Here is a 19,343-nt window from a genome sequence, read left to right as displayed (position 1 = left end):
GGGAGACGCCAGACCAGATGAGCGACATCTTCGACGACACCGCCCCGCCACGTGTCACCTATTCCAATACCGGCACCGACTTCAGCCCGGTGCACGACCGGTTGGACCAGCTTTTCCCGGCCCTGGAGGCCGGCCTGGGCCGTGAAACCGTCTTTCCCCTGGTCGAGGGACATCCGGTCACCGGGACCGTCACGACCACTATCCGCAGCCCGATCGACCGCGACATGACCCTGGCCGAGGTGGCGGAGGCGAGTGCTGTAACGGTTGCACGCGCGGTCGCCGTCGCCCGGGCAGCACAGCCGGCCTGGGCGGCCATGCCCTGGCCGGAGCGTGCCGCAATCATCCGGCGGGCCGGCGACATTCTGGCCGACATGAAATGGCGGATGGGCCCGCTGCTGGTTCTGGAAGTCGGCAAGTCGCGCCTGGAGGCGATGGGCGAGGCCGAGGAAGCGGCCGACCTTGCCCGCTATTACGCCGCCGAGATGGAGCGGAACCTCGGCTATGAGCGCCAGCTCCCCCGTGCGAAACCCGAGGAAAGCTGCGGCTCTCTGTTGCGCCCCTATGGCGTCTTCGGCGTGATCGCGCCGTTCAACTTCCCGGTGGCGCTGTCGGTCAACATGATCTCGGCCGCCCTGGTGGCCGGCAACGCGGTGGTCTACAAGCCCGGCCAGATCAATGCGCTGACCGGCGCCCTGCTGGTACAGGCCTTCCTGAAGGCCGGGGTGCCCGCGGGCGTGCTCGCCTTCCTGCCCGGTGGTGCCGCCACCGGCGAGGCACTGGTGGCCGACAAGGGACTTGATGGCATCGCCTTCACCGGCAGCCATGCCGTAGGTATGGAGATCCATCGCCGCTTCGCCGCCGGTCGGTTCGCCCGGCCGGTGATCGTCGAGATGGGCGGCAAGAATCCGGCCTATGTGACCGCGACGGCCGATCTCGACCGGGCGGCAGAAGGTGTGGCCCGATCGGGCTTCGGCCTTCAGGGGCAGAAATGCTCGGCGCTGTCCAAGGTCTATGTCGCGGCCGCGATCTATGACGATTTCCTGGACCGGCTGACCGCCCGCACCGCAACGCTGACCCTCGGCGATCCACGCCGGCGCGAGGTGTTCATGGGTCCCGTGATCGACGATCGGGCCGCCGCCCGTCAGGCTGCTGCAGTCGACGAGGCCCGGCGCGCCGGCCGGGTGATCATGGGGGGCGAGCGCCTCGGCGGCGGGATCTACGACCGCGGCTGCTATCTGGCACCGGTGATCGTCGACCGCCTCGGCCCCGACCATCGCCTGAACAGCGACGAGCTGTTCCTGCCTTTCATATCGGTGCAACCCTTCGACGACCTGGCTGCCGCAATCGCCGATGGCAACCGCGTCGCCTATGGCCTCACCGCCGGCTGCTATGCAGGACGGCAGGCGGAGATCGACCTCTTCCTCGACCGGGCAGAGGCGGGCGCGCTTTATGTCAACCGGGCAAGCGGCGCCACCACCGGTGCCTGGCCCGGGCACCAGCCCTTCTGCGGCTGGAAAGGGTCTGGAGGCGCGGGCGGCAAGGGCGGCCTCGGCCCCTGGTATCTGCCCCAGTTCATGCGTGAGCAGAGCCGGACGGTGATGCTGCGCTGACGCCATGAACGAAGACGGCCCCACAATCGCCTGCGGGGCCGTCTTCATCTCGTGCCCGGCCGGAACCGGATCCGTTGAGGATCAGCTCTGCGCCTGGGGAAGCCGCGAGGAATGGTGAGACACGATGCGCCAGCCATCCACGGTCTTGCGATAGATCAGGGTATAGCGCGCAGGTTCCGTCACCTGCTTGCCGCCCTGGGTGTAGGTGAAGGTGTAAAAGCCGGTGGCGGTGCCGATATCGGGGCCGAGCACGGTGATCCAGCCGTCGCCGAACGTCACCTTCAGGTCAGGGCGATGCGAGACCAGCGCGCCGTAATAGCGCACGATACCGCCGTTGTTGAACATCACCTGGCTCTGATCGTCGCTCATCATGATGGCGTCCGGGCCATACATGTTGGTGACCACGACACCCTGCTGGCCGCTGTTCAGCGACCAGGCCCAGCTGGCCAGGGCCGCGTCGATCTCGGACTTCACCTTGTTCGGATCATAGGCCGCAGCGCCCGCAACCACGGACGGCGACACCGCAGCCACCACCGTGCTGCCGGCCGGCGGGGTCGGCTTGGCCGTCGGGCGCGGTTCGGGGGCGAGGGCCGCGGTCTGGACGGGCTTCGCCTTCGCGGCGGCCGCCTGGGCGACAGGTGCGAGCGGAAGGGCGGCACCCAGCGCGACGATCGTCACGGCGAACAGCCCGGCACGGATCGGGGACTTCACGGTCATCGAGGCGAACTCCGGCTTCACGAGCAGGTCGGAAACTTCACGAGCAGGTTGAAACGCGGGCACCGCCCGCCGCATCAATCACTGCCGCGACATCGGTGCCATCCCGGTCGACGGCATGTCTCCGCCACCGGTGTCGAGGGACACAATGGCACGGTCCGACCGCTTCGCCAAGCCCTGATTCGCAGGGGCACTATGCTGGTCATGCCCGGCCATACCATTGATCCGCCATCGATATCCGAGCCGGTGTGACCAGAGATCACACGCTGTTCTGCCCCCCTGCCCTACCGGACCTACCGTCGGCCGAGGCCGGCACCCGCCGGGCTCAGCGGCACTCCCCGATATAGCGCAGCAGCCATTCCCGGCCCTGGGACGCCGGTGCATTTCCGATCACCCGTTCCTCGCGATCGACGATGCGATAACCGTTCGGGCACAGACGCTTACGGTCGAGTTCTCCAATCAGGAGTCCGGTTCGTGTGGCCTCTCCCTGATCGCTGTCCTTGGCATAACGCCCGCGATCGAAGGCCGTCGCTTCGAAAACGAAGTGCCGGTCATCCTTGACGATGATGTCCGACCGCATGTCGCGTTCGGCCGGAAACTGCAGGCAGCCGGTCAACAGCACGGTGCCCAGAAGGCCGGCGGTCAGAGCCGGACGGAGCGGAAACTGCAAGCCCATGACGTCCGTAAACCCCCTTCACTGATACGAGACGGGTGACAAGACCACAAAACACAGAGCGCCGCCTGATCCGCGACGCCCTGTTCGTCTCATAGCACAGATATATCAGAGAGCTGTGGTGATATCCTCATGTCATGCTGCAGACAGGCTCTGATTGCGCATGTCGGTAAGGAAGGCATCGATGTCGTGCCGCAGCCGCCCCGCCTGTGCCGACAGCAGATCGGTCGCCTGGGCCAGGCTGCGGGCGGCAGTGCCGGTATCGTCGGCCGCACGATTGACCTGCGACACCGTGGTCGACACCTCCTGAGAACCCACGGCAGCCTGCTGAACGTTCCGGGCGATCTCGCCGGTGGCGGCGGTCTGTTCTTCCACGGCACTGGCGATGGTGGTGGAGATTTCGTTGATGTTGTCGATCGTGCCACCGATCGCCCGGAAGGCCTCGACCGAGCGCTCGGTCGCCGCCTGAATGGCCGAGATCTGGGCAGCGATATCCGCCGTAGCCTTACCGGTCTGGCCGGCCAGGCTCTTCACCTCGCCCGCAACCACGGCGAAGCCCTTGCCGGCCTCCCCGGCGCGCGCGGCCTCGATGGTGGCATTCAGCGCCAGAAGATTGGTCTGGCCGGCGATGTCCTCGATCAGCCGAACGATGTCGCCGATCCGTCCTGCAGCCTCGGCCAGGCTCTGGATGGTCTGATCAGCCCCTTCCGCCTGTGCGCTGGCCTTGGCCGCGACATCGGTCGAGCGCACCACCTGGTTGGAGATTTCCCGCAGTGTCCCGGCCATTTCTTCGGCGGCTGCCGCCACGGTCTGGACATTGGCCGAGGTCTCCTCGGCCGCCGCCGCAGAGGACCCGGCCCGGCCGCGCAGATCGTCGGCCAACCCGGACATCGTGCTGGCGGTGTCCTGCAGGTGCCGGATCGCCTTGTCCACTTCGGACAGGATCGACACGACCTCCCGGTCGAAGCCCTGGATGCGCCGCTCCAATGCCTCGGCCCGCTTCAGGCGTTCGACCTGGGCCCGTTCACGCTCTTCGCCAAGCCGCCGCGCCGTCGCCTGCGCGCCCCGCAGCACCTCGAGCGCCCGGGCCATCACGCCCACTTCGTCCCGGCGATCGGTGCCCGGGACCGTCACATCGTCGGTGCCGGCCGCAATGGTCTCCATGGCGCCGCTGATCCGCCCGAGCGGCCGGCCGATGCCCGCGATCGCGACGAAACCAGCCGCGGCCAGGCCGAGCAGAATACCGGCCGCGGCAACGCCCAGCAGCAGCAGCAGCCGGCCATCATGGAAGTCGCGCATGGCGTCGACCCCGGCCTCAACGGCCGCCGCGTTCTGCACGGCCAGCTTCTCCAGCTGGTCGTTGAACGCCTTGCGGTTCGCGCGGTTGGCGTCGTTGTCGCCATAGGCACGTGCCGCTGCAGGCCCTTCAGTGCGGCCCAGACGCACAAGCTCGCTGCGGAACGCGATGAATTCCTGCGCTTTCGCCATCACAGGCACGAAGTCGGCGCGCTGTGCCTCGGGAACCGCACGCTCCCAGGCCGCCATGGTCTCGCCCAGCTTGTCGAGGGCGGCCATCAGCGTCACCGCAAACTTCTCTGCCTTCGCGGAATCGGCCGACATATAGATACCGCGGCTGTCGGACACCACCGACATCACCAGCCCGTTGGCGCGTTCGCCATAGGTGGCGCGTTCCGAGGCATTGCGCATCGTCTCGCCGTGGCGTTCGCTGACCATCAGCCCGTCATAGCTCAACACGGCAATGATCAGGGCCACCACCGCCATGATCACAATCAGCAGAGCTGATTTGATCGTGATGGTCATACGTCCGAGAATCCGGTCCATCGTCCACATCCACATCGGAATGGCGGCCGCAACGGCAGCCTGCTTTCCGGCGCACCTTAAAACGAATGTGGTAAATAAATCGAGAATGCCCGGTAAATTAACGGTAAACGACCATTCATCAAGAATGATCGATCCCGAACGTAAGCTGAGTATTTCAACCTCATTGTCGGACTCTTCCCCATCGGCAATAAAATGTTTCCGACAAAGATGATTCTGACCGAAAGCCGTAACGAAGAAAGCGGCACGCTCCTGAGAGCATGCCGCTTTCCAAAGATGGTGAGCCCGCTGGGACTCGAACCCAGGACCCTCTGATTACTCCACCACCACGGCTTTCGCCGCCGCAACCGCAACCGGTGCGTTTGTGGCCCGGACCATCCCTTCACCATGTCGGAACGCCCTCGGACGGGGCGCTTGAGTTAGGTGGGCGCCGTCTGGCCTCTACACCTTCCGATCCCCCTTACACTCAAGGGGATCGGCTTGGCTCGGGATTGCCGTCGCCGCGACGCGGACGGGTTCCCCGACTTTGACGCCTGTTTCATCCGACCGTTTCCGGCCGGCGCTCCCAATCGAAAGTCAGATGCTCTACCGGCTGAGCTACGGGCTCGCAGGATCTGCGGTTCGCCGCCACCGACTGCCCGGGAGAAGACCGCCCCGGCTGCGAACGGGCGTAACCATAGGGGCGAGGCTGCGATCGGTCAAGCCGTGGAACGCCGCGAAACACACGCCGATGCGATCCGGTTCAAACGTCGTGCGACATCGCAGCTTGGGCGCGTGCAGCGACGGGTCTGGTCACGCCGGGCGTGCTGTGTCAATGATCGATGGACGAGAACGGCCGGCGCACCGCACCTGCGACCGGTCGCGGCCGGAGGTACGACCTGAGAGGACCCTGTCGTCATGACCATGAACTATGCCGAGGCCCGCGCCTTTCTGCTGGCCCATCGCGAGGATTACGACCGCGCCTGTGCCGGATTTTCCTGGCCGCGCCCCGAGCGGTTCAACTGGGCGCTTGACTGGTTCGATGCCGTGCTTGCGACCGAGGCCGAAAGCCGCAACCGTCCGGCGCTTCGGATCGTCGACGTGCCGACCGGCGCCGAGACGTCGCTGAGTTTTGTCGAGTTGCGCGATCGCTCGGATCGGGTCGCCAATCATCTCCGCTATCTGGGCGTCGCGCGCGGCGACCGGATTCTGCTGATGCTGGGCAACACGGTTCCGCTTTGGGAGACGATGCTGGCGGCCATGAAACTGGGCGCCGTGGTCATCCCGGCCACCACCCTGCTGTCCACCGAGGATCTTGACGACCGGCTGGAGCGTGGTCGCGTGCGCCACATCATTGCCGGCGCCGAGCATGCTTCGAAGTTCGAGGCGCTGGAGGGGGCCCGCGGTCTGACCCGGATCACCGCCGATGGCAGCGCGCCGGGCTGGACCGACTTCGCAGATGCGCATGAAGATCCCCGCTTCGCTCATGGCTTCACCCCGGATGGCGAGACCCGGGCCGAAGATGAGCTGCTGCTCTATTTCACCTCGGGCACCACGGCCAAGCCCAAGCTGGTGATCCACACCCATGCCAGCTATCCGATCGGCCATCTTTCCACAATGTACTGGCTGGGGCTGCAGCCCGGCGATGTGCATCTGAACATCTCGTCGCCCGGCTGGGCGAAGCATGCCTGGAGCTGCTTCTTCGCCCCCTGGATCGCCGGCGCCACCATCTTCATCGCCAATCAGCCGCGCTTCGAGGCTGCCAGCCTGCTCGATGCCATTGCACGGGGTGGCGTGACCACCCTCTGCGCCCCGCCGACCGTGTGGCGAATGTTCATCCAGCAGGATCTGAAGTCGATCCGCACCAGCCTGCGCGAGGTCTGTGGCGCGGGTGAGCCGCTGAACCCCGAGATCATCGAGCAGGTTCAGGAGGCCTGGGGTCTGACCATCCGCGACGGCTATGGCCAGACCGAAACCAGCGCCCAGTTCGGCAACCCGCCCGGCCAGCCGATCAAAACCGGCTCCATGGGGCGGCCGCTGCCGGGCTATGTCGCAACCCTGCTCGATGCCGACGGCAACCAGGTCGAGGAGGGCGAGATCGCACTCGCCTTGGGCGATCGCCGTCCGGCAAGCCTGATGCGCGGCTACGAAGCCGCCGAGGGCAAGGCCCTGCTCGCCACCTCAGGCGAATTCTACCGCACCGGTGACGTCGCCATCCGTGATGATGACGGCTATTTTACCTTCGTCGGGCGCGCCGACGACGTCTTCAAGGCGTCGGACTACCGGATCAGCCCCTTCGAACTTGAGAGCGTGCTGATCGAACATGACGCCGTGGCCGAGGCGGCGGTGGTTCCCGCACCGGACCCGGTCCGCCTGGCCGTGCCGAAGGCCTATATCTCCCTGATCAAGGGCTTCGAGCCCGATGCTGAGACGGCGCGGGACATTCTGGCCTATGTCCGCAGCCGGGTGGCACCCTTCAAGCGCATCCGCCGCATCGAGTTCACCGAGGACCTGCCCAAGACGATTTCGGGCAAGATCCGCCGGGTCGAACTCCGCCGCGGCGAGAATGCGGGCGAGGCACCCGAAAGCCGCGGCGGCGTCGAGTTCCGCGAAGAAGACTTCCCCGACCTCAAGGGCTGACCAGGGAGGCCGGCCACCTTCGCCCGGGGGATAATATCAGAGCGGCGGAATGTCCCCCTCGGCGAGGCCGGCCTCGAATTCCGCCGCAAAGGCCTCCATCCGGCCTTCAGGGATGGCGGCGCGCATCCCACGCATGAGATCCTGATAATACCAAAGATTGTGCTGGGTCAGCAGCACCGCACCCAGAATCTCGCTCGACTTGTGCAGATGGTGCAGATAGGCGCGGGAATACTGCGTGCAGGCCGGGCAACCGCAGCGATCATCCAGCGGCCGCGGGTCGTCGGCATGGCGGGCATTGCGGATATTGACCGGGCCCCGGCGGGTGAATGCCTGGCCGGTCCGGCCGGAGCGGGTCGGCATCACGCAGTCGAACATGTCGATGCCGCGCCGGACCGCCGCCACCAGATCCTGCGGACGGCCCACGCCCATCAGATAGCGCGGCTTGTCCCGGGGCATCAGCGGTGTGGTGACGTCGAGGGTGGAGCACATCAGCTCGAACCCCTCGCCCACCGCAAGCCCGCCCACGGCGTACCCCTCGAAGCCGATCTCCGTCAGCCGTTCCACGCTTTCGGCGCGCAGATCGCCATGAACCCCGCCCTGGACGATGCCGAACAGCGCGTAGCCGGGCCGGTCGGTAAAAGCGGTGCGGCAGCGTTCCGCCCAACGCATCGACAGCCGCATCGAGCTTGCGGCCTGGTCATAGGTCGCAGGATAAGGCGTGCATTCGTCGAAGCACATGGTGATCGTGGCATCCAGCAGGCGCTGGATCTCGATCGACCGCTCCGGCGTCAGCCGGATCTTGCTGCCGTCCAGATGCGAGCGGAAGGTGACGCCGTCATCATCCAGCTTGCGCAGCGCCGCCAGCGACATGACCTGAAACCCGCCGCTGTCGGTCAGAATCGGCGCCGGCCAGTTCATGAAGCGGTGCAACCCGCCCAGGCGGTCGACCCGCTCGGCCCCCGGGCGCAGCATCAGGTGATAGGTGTTGCCCAGCAGGATCTGTGCCCCGGTCGCCGCCACCTGTTCGGGCGTCAGGCCCTTCACGGTCCCGGCCGTGCCGACCGGCATGAAGGCCGGCGTGTCGATGGCGCCGTGGGCCGTGACGATCCGGCCGCGCCGGGCCATGCCGTCCTCGGCCATCAGCGTGTAACCGAAGCGGGGTTCGGCCCCCTCGCCCGCGATGGCGCGGGTCGGGTTCTGGTCGTGCGGGGTCGTGGTCATGATGCGACGTCGTCCGGACAATGGTCGATCAGGCAGGCGTCACCATAGGAAAAGAAGCGATAGCCGCCTGCGATGGCATGGGCATAGGCCGCGTGCATCCGGTTCAGCCCGGCAAAGGCCGAGACGAGCATGAACAGGGTGGAGCGCGGCAGGTGGAAATTGGTCATCAGCACGTCGGTGCCGCGGGTCGGCCGCCCGCCGGGGGTGATGAAGATCCGGGTCTCGCCCTCGAACGGCCGGAACCTGCGATCCTCGCCGGCCGCCGTCTCCAGCAGACGCATGGCTGTGGTGCCGACGGCGATGATGCGCCGGCCGGCGGCACGTGCCGCATTCAGCCGGTCGGCCGTCTCTGCCGTCAGCCGGCCCCATTCGGCATGCATATGGTGGTCGACCGTATCCTCGGCCTTCACCGGCAGGAACGTGCCGGCACCGACATGCAGCGTCAACGCCAGTCGCTCGATGCCCCGGGCATCAAGCGCTGCAAGCAGTCGGTCGGTGAAATGCAGCCCCGCGGTGGGTGCGGCAACCGCTCCCTTATCACGGGCGAATATCGTCTGATAGTCGTCGGTGTCGCGGGCATCGGCGCCTTCCGGCCGTTCGATATAGGGGGGCAGCGGCAGGCGGCCGACCTCTTCCAGCGCCTGGATCAGCTCGCCACCGGCCAGATCAAAGCGCAGCACCACCTCGCCCGCATCGCGCCGTTCGATGACCTCGGCTCCCAGCACCCGCCCGCCGGCCTCCGCCTCGAAACGGTCGCCCAGGCGAAGCTTACGGGCCGGGCGTGCGAAGGCTGCCCACACGTCCAGCCCCTCGGCCTTGTGCAGGGTCACCTCGACCTTGGCCTCACCGCGCCGGCCGAACAGCCTGGAGGGAATCACCCGCGTGTCGTTGACCACCAGCAGATCGTCGGGGCGAAGAAGATCCGGCAGATCGGCGACACGATGATCCGACAACCCGTCCGCCTTGATCCGAAGCAGACGGGCGCTTTCACGGGGCTCGGCCGGGCGCTGGGCGATCAGCTCGCGCGGCAGATCGAAATCGAACAGGTCGACTTTCATCGAAGCTGAAGTAACCGATGCAAAGGGTTGATATAGCTTAGAACGGCGCGGGACGGTGACCGCCCTGGCGGACACCGTCCCGCGATATTCATCGGGTCTGGCGGCAACTCAGTCCAGCGGACGAAGGCCGTTTCGTTCTTCCTCGAACCGGACATCGAGGATCTTCTTCACCTGCGGGCTGACAAACTGCGAGATGTCGCCACCCAGCCGGCCGATCTCTTTCACGAAGCGCGAGGAGATGAACTGCACCTTTTCGGACGCCATCAGGAAGACGGTTTCGACCTGGGTGTTCAGCCGGGCATTCATGCCCGCCATCTGGAATTCGTACTCGAAGTCCGAAACGGCGCGCAGGCCACGCATGATCACGCCGGCCCCCTGCTCCACCGCAAAATGCATCAGCAGGGTGTCGAAGGATTTCACCTCGACCCGGGCTGCCTGATCCGGCGGCAGGGTCTGGAGTTCGGCGAGCACAAGGCTCACCCGCTCTTCCAGCGAAAACATCGGTCCCTTGCCGGGGTTGGCCGCCACGGCCACCACGAGCTTGTCCACCACCCTCAGGCTGCGTCGGATGATGTCCATATGCCCGTTGGTCACCGGGTCGAACGTCCCCGGATAGATGCCCTTGCCGCTCAATGCCTGGTCCTCCACTGGGTCTCCACCCGCGCCGGCTTACGCCTCGTCTTCGTCTCCGCGAAGATCGGTCGTCTCCGTCGCGTCCTGCTCCCCCTCGTCGCCGGCCTCGCCATCGCCATTGGCCTCGCCGGCGCCGTTCTGATCTTCTTCCGCGGTCTCGCTCAGCCGGGCGGCCGAGACGACCTTTTCGTCCTGGGCGGTCTTGAACACGATCACGCCCATGGTGTCGCGGCCGGCGATGCGGATATCCGCCACCGGCGTCCGGATCAGCTGGCCACCATCGGTCACCAGCATGATCTGCTCGCCCTGCGCCACCGGGAAACAGGCCACGATGTGGCCGTTACGCGCTCCGGTGGTCATGTTGACGATGCCCGACCCGCCGCGATTGGTGGTGCGGTATTCATAGGCCGAGGTGCGCTTGCCATAGCCGCGGGTGGTGACGACCAGCAGGAACTCCTCCTCGGCCTCCAGCCGCTGGGCGGTCTCGAGGTCGAGCCCGTAGCGGGCCGCGAGTTCGGCCTCGTCCCCGGGCAGGTCACCGGTCTCGACCGGTGCCGCCTCTTCGCCGTCCACCACCGCCGAAGTACCGGTCTCCAGCGCCTTCAACTGCGCCAGCCAGCGGCGCTTGGCATTGGCGAAGCGCAGGTAATTGTCGCGGGTGTCGACGTCCACCTCGCGGTGGCGGATGATCGACATCGACACGACCTCGTCGCTGCCGGCCAGAGAGATGCCGCGCACGCCATCGGAGGTGCGGCTCTTGAACAGCCGCACGGCCCCCACGGGGAAGCGGATCGCCTTGCCGGCCCGGCTGGCGAGCACCACGTCGTCACCGCCATTGCACGGCAGCACGCCGACCAGACGGTCGCCCTCGCCCAGCCGGATGGCGATCTTGCCATTGCTCATCACATTGACGAAATCGGCGAGACGGTTGCGGCGGACATTGCCCTTGGCGGTCGCGAACATCACATAGGCGTCGCCGTCGGCGATGGCATCCAGCGCCTCGGCCGCCTCTTCCGCCGCCTCATCGGCCGCAGCCTCATCGACCTCGGCGATCTCGGGCATGTCCGGATCATCGGGCAGCGGCATCAGGGTGGCGATGACCTCGCCTTCCTTCAGCGGCAGCAGGTTGACCATGGCCTTGCCGCGACTTTGCGGCGTCCCAGCCGGCAGCTGCCAGACCTTCAGCTTATAGACCTGGCCGGCGGTGGAGAAGAACAGCACGGCCGCATGGCTGTTGAGCACGAAGATCTGCGAGACGAAATCCTCGTCACGCACGGCCATCGAAGACCGGCCCTTGCCGCCGCGGCGCTGGGCGCGATAGGTCGACAGCGGCACGCGCTTGATATAGCCGCCATGGGTGACCGTGACGACCATCTCCTCGCGCTCGATCAGATCCTCGACATTGTAGTCGAACTCCGATTCCTCGATCACGGTGCGCCGCGGCGTCGCGAATTCGTCGCGGACCTCGATCAGCTCCTCGCGCAGCACCTCGAGCATGCGGGCGCGATCATTCAGGATGCGGAGATATTCCAGGATCTTGTCGCAGATCTCGCGCAGCTCGGCACCGATGCGCTCGCGCTCCAGCCCGGTCAGGCGATGCAGGCGCAGATCCAGGATGGCGCGGGCCTGGGCTTCCGACAGGCGGTACATGCCGTCGACCACGCTCCGGTCGGGCTCGCCCACCAGCGCGATATAGGGGGCGATGTCGCCGGCCGGCCAGGGCCGGTCCATCAGGGCATCGCGCGCGGACGCACTGTCGGGCGAGGCCTTGATCAGCTCGACCACCGGGTCCAGGTTCACGACCGCCACGCCCAGGCCCATCAACACATGGGCCCGCTCGCGCGCCTTGCGCAGCTCATAGATCGTCCGGCGGGTGATGACCTCTTCGCGGAACTCCAGAAAGGCCTGGAGCATGTCGCGGAGCGTCATCATTTCCGGCTTGCCGGCATTCAGCGCCAGCATATTCACGCCGAACGATGTCTGCAGCGGGGTGAAGCGATAGAGCTGGTTGACCACCACCTCGGGAGTCGCATCGCGCTTCAGTTCCACCACCACGCGGACGCCGTCGCGATCGCTTTCGTCGCGCAGATCCGCCACGCCCTCGATCTTGCGCTCCCGCACCGCTTCGGCGATGCGCTCGATCATCCGGGCCTTGTTGACCTGATAGGGGATCTCGCGAACGATGATCGCCATGCGATCCTTGCGGATCTCCTCCACCTCGACCTTGCCGCGCAGCAGCACCGACCCGCGGCCGGTCAGCAGGGCCTCGCGGCTGCCGCCGCGGCCGACGATGATGCCGCCGGTCGGGAAGTCCGGGCCGGGCACGATCCGCAGCAGCTCCAGATCGGTGATCTCGGGCCGGTTGACCATCGCGATGGCGGCGTCGATCACCTCGCCCAGATTATGAGTCGGGATGTTCGTCGCCATGCCGACGGCGATGCCGCCCGCACCGTTGACGAGCAGGTTCGGGAACCGGGCGGGCAGAACCGTCGGCTCACGGGTCGTGTCGTCGTAATTGTTCTGGAAGTCCACCGTCTCCTTGTCGAGATCCGACAGGAGGGTGCTGGCGGCCTTGGTCAGGCGGGCCTCGGTATAACGCATGGCCGCCGGGGGGTCGCCGTCCATGGAGCCGAAATTGCCCTGGCCGTCGATCAGCCTCAGGCGCATCGAAAAGTCCTGCGCCATGCGGACCATGGTGTCATAGATCGCGCTGTCGCCATGCGGGTGATACTTACCCATGACGTCGCCGACCACGCGTGCCGATTTGCGGAACGGCTTGTTCCACTCGTAGCCGCTCTCGTGCATCGAGAACAGGATCCGCCGGTGCACGGGCTTCAGGCCGTCGCGGACGTCGGGGAGCGCACGCGCCACGATCACGCTCATCGCGTAATCGAGGTACGAGCGCCGCATCTCGTCTTCGATCGTGACCGGAGCGATGTCGGAAGCGATGGGCGGAACGGGCGTGTCGGACAAGGTACGATCCCGGAACTTGAACCGGTGCCGTCATCGATGGACGGCGCCGGAAAAGGGGGCGACGCCTGCCGTCGAAACGCGGGGGCGCGGCGTCGGCGGGCGATCAGTCGAAGGCTTACACGCATCGGCCGGGCCGCTCGGAGATCCGTGCGTCACCGGCCGGTCGTGAAATCGTCCCCGAAGCTACCCAATTTTGCGCCGCCGAACAACCACGCCGGCCGGCCCCTGCATTCCGGGCGGATGCAGGGGCCCCGGAAGCCTCAGGCGACCTTCAGATCAACCTCGACATTGCCGCGGGTTGCCTTGGAATAGGGGCACACCTGATGCGCGGCTTCGACCAGCGCGTGCGCCGCAGCGGCATCGATACCGGGCAGGCTGGCGGTCAGCGTCACGGCCAGGCCGAAGCTGGTCTCGTCCTTGCCGATCGACACCGCGGCCGCGACCTGGGCGTCATTGCCCAGCTTCACGCCCTTCTGGCCGGCGACGAGCTTCAGCGCCGACAGGAAGCAGGCGGCGTAACCGGCGGCGAACAGCTGTTCCGGGTTGGTGCCCTTGCCGTTGCCGCCGAGGGCGGCCGGCATGGCGAGCGGCAGGTCGATATGGCCGTCGTCACTGGCGGCGCGGCCGTCACGGCCGCCGGTGGCGGTGGCATTGGCGGTGTAGAGGATCTGCATGGCCTGTCTCCTTGGCTCGGCCGGCCCTCTCCGGTGCCGGTCATGTCGTCGTTTCGAGTTTCATATTGGCATCAATTTAATTGTATGCAATTTAAAAAACATGACATCGCATCCATGGTCTGCCTTCAGCTGCCGCTGTCGGGTTCGGCGGCGGCATCGCTCAGCCGCGCCTGAAGGGTGTGCAGGCGCCGGCGGAGATCGCCCAGCTCGTCGAGTTCCAGTCCCATGGCGCAGAACATCTGCTCCGGCACGTGGCGCGCCCGCGCCTTCAGCGCCCTGCCCGCCTCGGTCAGGGCCACCCGCACCTGGCGCTCGTCGCGCGGGTCGCGACGTCGTGTCACCAGTCCTGCGGCCTCCAGCCGTTTCAACAGCGGCGTGAGCGTGCCGGAATCGAGTCCCAGCCTGCGCCCCAGATCACCGACCGTGATATCGTCGCTCTCCCACAGAACCAGCATCGCCAGATATTGCGGATAGGTCAGCCCCAGCCCTTCAAGCACCGGACGATAGAGTTTGGTCATGGCCAGCGATGCGCCATAGAGCGCAAAGCAGAGCTGCGCGTCGAGGCGCAGCGGATCATTGGTGTCGTCGGCCATGAGCGGCCCTCCGGTGGCGGCTGGTCCTGGGCGGAATATGGTCGCGCGTCCGGGATTGCACAACGCCGGAGGCTGGCCAAGCCCCGGCCCGAGGCGCATGCTGTTGCCCCTGAACGCCGCCGCGGGGACCCGATCTCCCCGCCAAACAAGATGCAGGACGTCCGGAGATGACCCAGACAAGACGCCTCGGCAGCACTGGCCCGATGGTCTCCGCCCTCGGCCTCGGCTGCATGGGGATGAGCCAGTCCTATGGCGCCACCGATGATGCAGAATCGATCGCCACCATCCATCGCGCCATCGAGATCGGCTGCAGTTTCCTCGACACAGCGGAAGTTTACGGACCGTTCCTCAACGAAAGCCTGATCGGTCGCGCCCTCGCCGGCAGCGACTCCACCGGTCCGCTGCGGGACAGGGTCGTCATCGCCACCAAATTCGGCTGGAAGATCGAGGGGGGCCGCAGCATCGGCGTCGACAGCCGGCCGGAGCGGATCGTCCAGGCGGTGGAAGGCTCGCTCTCGCGCCTCGGCACCGACCGCATCGACCTGCTCTATCAGCACCGCGTCGATCCGGCCGTGCCGATCGAGGAGGTGGCCGGCACCGTGGCCGATCTGGTGAAGGCCGGCAAGGTGCTGCATTTCGGTCTCTCGGAAGCCTCGGCCACGACCATCGCCCGGGCCCATTCCGTGCTGCCGGTTGCAGCCCTGCAGAGCGAATACTCGCTTTGGGAGCGTGACCTTGAAGCCGGAATCATCCCGACCCTGCGCCGGCTGGGTATCGCCCTGGTGCCCTTCGCGCCGCTCGGCCGCGGCTTCCTGACCGGTAGCGTCACCCGGGCCGAAGACTATCCCGAAGGCGATCGCCGTCGCACCGACCCGCGACTGATCGGCGCCAATTACGATGCCAACATGGCGGCCGCCGCGACGGTGCGCGAGATCGCGACCGAACGCGGCGTCACTCCGGGCCGTGTCGCACTCGCCTGGCTGCTCGGCCGGGGCGACGACGTGATCCCCATTCCCGGCACCCGCCGCCGCAGCCATCTGGAAGACAACTGGGCGGCCCTGGACCTGGCGCTCACGGCAGAAGAGACCGCCCGCCTCGACGCAGCCCTGCCGCCGGGCATCACCGCCGGCCCGCGCTACGGTGAGCGCGAGATGGGGTATGTCGACCGCTGATCCCCGCACCTGGCTGATACCCGCACCTGAACGCAAAAAGCCCGGCTGATGCGTGTCGCATCAGCCGGGCTCTTCATGTCGGTCTGTCGATCTGGCGCCGCTCAGAACGGAATTTCGTCATCCAGATCGTTCGAGCCACCGCCGCCACCGGCGCCGCCGCGGCCGCCGCCGGACGAGCCGCCGCCGTAATCCGATCCGTAATCGTCATAGCCGCCGCCGAAGCCGCCGCCCTGGCCACCGCCCGTGCCGCCACCCTGGCCGCCGCGTCCGCCACCATAGCCGCCACCGCCACCCCGGCGACCGCCGCCGCCCTGGCCGCCACCGAAGCCGCCGCCCGCCCCGCCGCCGAAATCGTCGCCGCCGCCGAATTCGGCGCCACCGCCACCTTCGCCGCGGCCGTCGAGCATGGTCAGTTCACCGCGGAACCGCTGCAGCACCACCTCGGTGGTGTACTTCTCCTGGCCCTGCTGATCGGTCCATTTGCGGGTCTGAAGCGCCCCTTCGACATAGACCTTCGAGCCCTTGCGCAGGAACTTTTCCGCCACTTCGGCCAGGCGCTCGTTGAAGATCACCACGCGGTGCCACTCGGTCCGCTCGCGGCGCTCGCCGCTCTGGCGGTCCCGCCAGGTCTCGCTGGTCGCGACCGCAAGGTTCACGATCTTCATGCCGTCCTGGGTGCTGCGCACCTCCGGGTCCCGGCCCAGATTGCCGATCAGGATCACCTTGTTGACGCTGCCAGCCATGGCTCTGTCTTCCCTCGACCTAACGGTTGGAGGCGCCGCACCGACAAGGGGGCGCCCGCGAATTGGCCGCATCCTGCGACAGGAAGGGCATCCGAGGGAAGGAGGAAATCCATGCCGGATGACGGGACCGGCCGCCACGCGCTAGGCTGAGCCTGCATCTCAACTGCCGGGGATCCTGCGCATGAGCGAACGCGGCACCACCATTGCGATCATCGGGGCCGGTTTCAGCGGAGCCCTGCTTGCCGTACACCTGCTGGACCGCTGCCGGCGGACGGACAGGATCCTGCTGGTCGAGCGGAACAGCCAGTTCGGCCGCGGCGTCGCCTATGCCACCGGCAATCCGCACCACCTGCTCAACGTCCGGGCCGGCAATATGAGCGCCTTCCCCGACCAGCCGGGCCATTTCGTCCAGTGGCTGGAGGCGAACCGCAGCACCCTCACCGCCTTCCTGCCCGACGGCCCGGCCGGGCGCGACAGCTTCGTGCCGCGGCGGATTTATGGCTCCTACATTCAGGATCTGATCGGCGACCGGATCTGGCGCCAGGGCAAGGCCATGAATCTGCAGCTGATCCATGATGCCGCCGTGCGTCTGGACGCGGTGGAGGGCGGTGGTTTCGCGATGCAGGTCGATGGCGGTCGAAGCTATCGGGTCGATGCTGCCGTGCTGGCGCTCGGCAATTTTCCGCCCGGCTGCGATGTGCCCGCCGGCCCCGCCTATGCGCCGGATCCATGGGCGCCGAACGCCCTCGACGGGCTGGATCGCGAGGCCGATGTCATCCTGGTCGGCACCGGCCTCACTGCGGTCGACGTCGTGATCAGCCTGCTGGATCGCGGCCATCGCGGTACCATCCATGCCATCTCTCGCCGCGGACTGCTGCCCCGTGCGCATGCACCGGTGCCGGCCCCGATCCCATCACTCACGCCGGACACCGCCCCCGGCCGGCTCAGCGCCCTGGTGAGGACCGTGCGTCAGGCCGTGCGGGCGGCAGAAGCCGATCTGTCGACCCGCGGCCATGGGGGCGGCTGGCGGGCGGTGATCGACGGGCTGCGGCCCATGACACAGCCGCTCTGGCAGGGGCTGGCCGCCGAAGAGAAGCGCCGCTTCCTGCGCCATCTCCGCCCCTGGTGGGACAGTCATCGCCATCGCATGGCGCCGGATGTCGCGGACCGCATCGCCGATGCGCGCGCCCGGGGCCAGCTGCTGATCCGGGCCATGCGCATCCGCGCCCGTCATGTGACGCCCGACCGGGTCGCCTTCGACCTGATCCCGCGGGGCGGCGGGGCGGTGGAACGCATCCTGGCCGCCCGCGCCATCGACTGCACGGGCCCCGGTTCCGATCTCGCCTGCACGCCCGAGCCCCTGCTGGCGGGCCTGTTCGCCCGTGGCGCCATCCGGGCCGACGCGCTGGCGCTCGGCCTTGATGTCGATACGGATCTGCGGGTCATCTCGGCCGACGGCATGGCAAATCGCCGGCTCGCCGCTCTGGGGCCGCTCACCAAGGGCGTGTTCTGGGAAAGCACCGCCGTACCCGACATCCGCAACCAGGTCGCCGCCCTCGCCCGCAGCCTTGCCGGAGAGCTGATGGAATAAACTAAAATATTTTGTGAAATAACTCATAAAACATCATGTCCGTGTTTAATTGTTGACATCCACGGCTGTGGATGCACATTCTCGTCACACATCCCGGATGGGCTGCGTGCGTGGGGAAAATATGTCCGAAGGCAACCGGCCTGAGGGCACGCCGCACGGCCTGCGCAGCACACCGGCCCGCGAGCTTCCCATCCCCGCCTTCCTGGAGCCTGCCAGATGAAGCGCCTCGCTTTTGCCGCCGCCCTCGCGCTCGGCCTCGCCGCCGGCGCGCCGGCGCGGGCCGCCGACGACACCCTCCTCAATGCGTCTTACGACATCGCGCGCGAGCTGTTCGCCGAGATCAACGAGAGCTTCGTGCCGGCCTGGAAGGCCGAAACCGGTCGCTCGATCGAGGTGAATCAGTCCCATGCCGGCACCTCGCGCCAGGCCCGGGCGATCCTCGAAGGGCTGAAGGCGGATGTCGTGACCTTCAATCAGGTCACCGACATCGATTTCCTGGTGAAGCATGGCGGCCTGATTCAGCCGGGCTGGCAGTCGGAACTGCCGAACAACGCCTCACCCTGGTATTCGATGCCGTCTTTCCTGGTGCGCAAGGGCAACCCCAAGAACATCAAGGACTGGTCTGATCTGGTCCGCGACGGGGTGGAGATCGTCTTCCCGAACCCCAAGACCTCGGGCAATGCGCGCTATACTTACCTGGCCGCCTATGCCTATGGTCTGGACGCCTTCAAGGGCGACGTTGCGAAGACGGACGAATTCGTCTCGCAGATCTTCGGCCATGTTGCGGTGTTCGATACCGGCGGACGCGGTGCCACCACCACCTTCGTCGAGCGCGGTATCGGCGATGTGCTGATCACCTTCGAAGCCGAGACCAACCTGATCCGCAAGGAATATGGCGAGGACGATTACGAGGTCGTGACGCCGTCGCAGAGCCTGGTGGCCGAATTCCCGGTTGCCGTGGTCGACAAGGTCGTCGACGAGCGGGGCAGCCGCAAGGCGGCCGAAGGCTATCTGAACTTCCTCTACGGCAAGCAGGTTCAGGAGATCGCGGCGAAGCGCTACAACCGGGTCGTCGACCCCGAGATCGCCGCAAACTATGCCGGCCAGTTCCCCGAGCTGAAGCTGGTGCGCGTCGAAGACGTCTTTGGCGGCTGGGACAAGATCCAGGCCGAGCATTTCGCCGAGGGCGGCAAGCTCGACCAGCTCTTCGCGGCACAGAGCCGCTGATCC

General features: G+C 66.8%; 15 protein-coding genes. 5 read left to right on the top strand and 10 right to left on the bottom strand.

Annotated features, from left to right (window positions below; genetic code table 11):
- The first annotated feature begins 17 nt into the window (after positions 1-17).
- Positions 18-1,610 carry an aldehyde dehydrogenase family protein gene (locus tag TMO_RS07935; RefSeq protein WP_014745095.1) on the top strand — a complete coding sequence of 531 codons (1,593 nt, stop codon included), beginning with the start codon at positions 18-20 and terminating at the stop codon, positions 1,608-1,610.
- Between the two features lie 81 nt (positions 1,611-1,691).
- Here the strand turns inward: TMO_RS07935 and TMO_RS07930 are convergent, their stop codons facing one another.
- The 3 genes from TMO_RS07930 to TMO_RS07915 all read right to left on the bottom strand — a co-directional run bounded on the left by TMO_RS07930 (position 1,692) and on the right by TMO_RS07915 (position 4,818).
- Entirely contained in the window at positions 1,692-2,327 is a 636-nt protein-coding gene (locus tag TMO_RS07930) for a nuclear transport factor 2 family protein (protein WP_014745094.1), read from the bottom strand.
- Between the two features lie 322 nt (positions 2,328-2,649).
- Complete coding sequence (locus TMO_RS07920) at positions 2,650-2,940, bottom strand: hypothetical protein (protein ID WP_145978093.1); 291 nt, start codon at positions 2,938-2,940, stop codon at positions 2,650-2,652.
- A gap of 192 nt (positions 2,941-3,132) precedes the next feature.
- Complete coding sequence (locus TMO_RS07915; RefSeq protein WP_041605704.1) at positions 3,133-4,818, bottom strand: methyl-accepting chemotaxis protein; 1,686 nt, start codon at positions 4,816-4,818, stop codon at positions 3,133-3,135.
- Between the two features lie 915 nt (positions 4,819-5,733).
- Between TMO_RS07915 and TMO_RS07910 the strand changes: the two genes are divergently transcribed.
- Entirely contained in the window at positions 5,734-7,455 is a 1,722-nt protein-coding gene (locus TMO_RS07910) for an AMP-binding protein (RefSeq protein ID WP_014745091.1), read from the top strand.
- Positions 7,456-7,491: 36 nt separating this feature from the next.
- Here TMO_RS07910 and tgt read toward each other — a convergent pair whose 3' ends face one another.
- From tgt to TMO_RS07880, 6 genes are all read right to left on the bottom strand, one after another.
- Positions 7,492-8,595: a tRNA guanosine(34) transglycosylase Tgt gene (tgt, locus tag TMO_RS07905; protein WP_041605703.1), complete on the bottom strand. Its 1,104-nt coding sequence runs from the start codon at positions 8,593-8,595 to the stop codon at positions 7,492-7,494.
- A 77-nt stretch (positions 8,596-8,672) separates the two neighbouring features.
- Entirely contained in the window at positions 8,673-9,734 is a 1,062-nt protein-coding gene (gene queA / locus TMO_RS07900) for a tRNA preQ1(34) S-adenosylmethionine ribosyltransferase-isomerase QueA (RefSeq protein ID WP_014745089.1), read from the bottom strand.
- Positions 9,735-9,842: 108 nt separating this feature from the next.
- Positions 9,843-10,382, bottom strand: a complete 540-nt coding sequence (coaD, locus tag TMO_RS07895) for a pantetheine-phosphate adenylyltransferase (protein ID WP_014745088.1) — start codon at positions 10,380-10,382, stop codon at positions 9,843-9,845.
- A gap of 21 nt (positions 10,383-10,403) precedes the next feature.
- Positions 10,404-13,340, bottom strand: coding sequence for a DNA gyrase subunit A (gene gyrA, locus TMO_RS07890; protein WP_014745087.1), 2,937 nt, complete (start codon positions 13,338-13,340; stop codon positions 10,404-10,406).
- Between the two features lie 260 nt (positions 13,341-13,600).
- Complete coding sequence (locus TMO_RS07885; protein ID WP_014745086.1) at positions 13,601-14,014, bottom strand: organic hydroperoxide resistance protein; 414 nt, start codon at positions 14,012-14,014, stop codon at positions 13,601-13,603.
- Between the two features lie 125 nt (positions 14,015-14,139).
- Positions 14,140-14,607 carry a MarR family winged helix-turn-helix transcriptional regulator gene (locus TMO_RS07880; protein WP_014745085.1) on the bottom strand — a complete coding sequence of 156 codons (468 nt, stop codon included), beginning with the start codon at positions 14,605-14,607 and terminating at the stop codon, positions 14,140-14,142.
- Positions 14,608-14,774: 167 nt separating this feature from the next.
- Between TMO_RS07880 and TMO_RS07875 the strand changes: the two genes are divergently transcribed.
- On the top strand, positions 14,775-15,779 hold the full coding sequence (locus tag TMO_RS07875; RefSeq protein ID WP_041604873.1) for an aldo/keto reductase: 1,005 nt from the start codon (positions 14,775-14,777) through the stop codon (positions 15,777-15,779).
- A gap of 101 nt (positions 15,780-15,880) precedes the next feature.
- Here the strand turns inward: TMO_RS07875 and ssb are convergent, their stop codons facing one another.
- On the bottom strand, positions 15,881-16,522 hold the full coding sequence (gene ssb / locus TMO_RS07870) for a single-stranded DNA-binding protein (protein ID WP_014745083.1): 642 nt from the start codon (positions 16,520-16,522) through the stop codon (positions 15,881-15,883).
- A gap of 181 nt (positions 16,523-16,703) precedes the next feature.
- Between ssb and TMO_RS07865 the strand changes: the two genes are divergently transcribed.
- Positions 16,704-18,113, top strand: a complete 1,410-nt coding sequence (locus tag TMO_RS07865; protein WP_014745082.1) for an FAD/NAD(P)-binding protein — start codon at positions 16,704-16,706, stop codon at positions 18,111-18,113.
- Between the two features lie 216 nt (positions 18,114-18,329).
- On the top strand, positions 18,330-19,340 hold the full coding sequence (locus TMO_RS07860; RefSeq protein WP_014745080.1) for a sulfate ABC transporter substrate-binding protein: 1,011 nt from the start codon (positions 18,330-18,332) through the stop codon (positions 19,338-19,340).
- Positions 19,341-19,343: the final 3 nt, after the last annotated feature.

This window comes from Tistrella mobilis KA081020-065, assembly GCF_000264455.2.
Classification (GTDB): Bacteria; Pseudomonadota; Alphaproteobacteria; order Tistrellales; family Tistrellaceae; genus Tistrella; species Tistrella mobilis.
This window is presented reverse-complemented; position numbering and strand designations above follow the sequence as displayed.

Excerpts from the sequence above, each read along its gene's own strand:
- TMO_RS07935 (WP_014745095.1), top strand. The coding sequence starts at position 18 with ATGAGCGACATCTTCGACGACACCGCCCCGCCACGTGTCACCTATTCC.
- TMO_RS07930 (WP_014745094.1), bottom strand. The coding sequence starts at position 2,327 with ATGACCGTGAAGTCCCCGATCCGTGCCGGGCTGTTCGCCGTGACGATC.
- TMO_RS07915 (WP_041605704.1), bottom strand. The coding sequence starts at position 4,818 with ATGACCATCACGATCAAATCAGCTCTGCTGATTGTGATCATGGCGGTG.
- TMO_RS07910 (WP_014745091.1), top strand. The coding sequence starts at position 5,734 with ATGACCATGAACTATGCCGAGGCCCGCGCCTTTCTGCTGGCCCATCGC.
- tgt (WP_041605703.1), bottom strand. The coding sequence starts at position 8,595 with ATGGCCGAGGACGGCATGGCCCGGCGCGGCCGGATCGTCACGGCCCAC.
- queA (WP_014745089.1), bottom strand. The coding sequence starts at position 9,734 with ATGAAAGTCGACCTGTTCGATTTCGATCTGCCGCGCGAGCTGATCGCC.
- TMO_RS07885 (WP_014745086.1), bottom strand. The coding sequence starts at position 14,014 with ATGCAGATCCTCTACACCGCCAATGCCACCGCCACCGGCGGCCGTGAC.
- TMO_RS07880 (WP_014745085.1), bottom strand. The coding sequence starts at position 14,607 with ATGGCCGACGACACCAATGATCCGCTGCGCCTCGACGCGCAGCTCTGC.
- TMO_RS07875 (WP_041604873.1), top strand. The coding sequence starts at position 14,775 with ATGACCCAGACAAGACGCCTCGGCAGCACTGGCCCGATGGTCTCCGCC.
- ssb (WP_014745083.1), bottom strand. The coding sequence starts at position 16,522 with ATGGCTGGCAGCGTCAACAAGGTGATCCTGATCGGCAATCTGGGCCGG.
- TMO_RS07865 (WP_014745082.1), top strand. The coding sequence starts at position 16,704 with ATGAGCGAACGCGGCACCACCATTGCGATCATCGGGGCCGGTTTCAGC.
- TMO_RS07860 (WP_014745080.1), top strand. The coding sequence starts at position 18,330 with ATGAAGCGCCTCGCTTTTGCCGCCGCCCTCGCGCTCGGCCTCGCCGCC.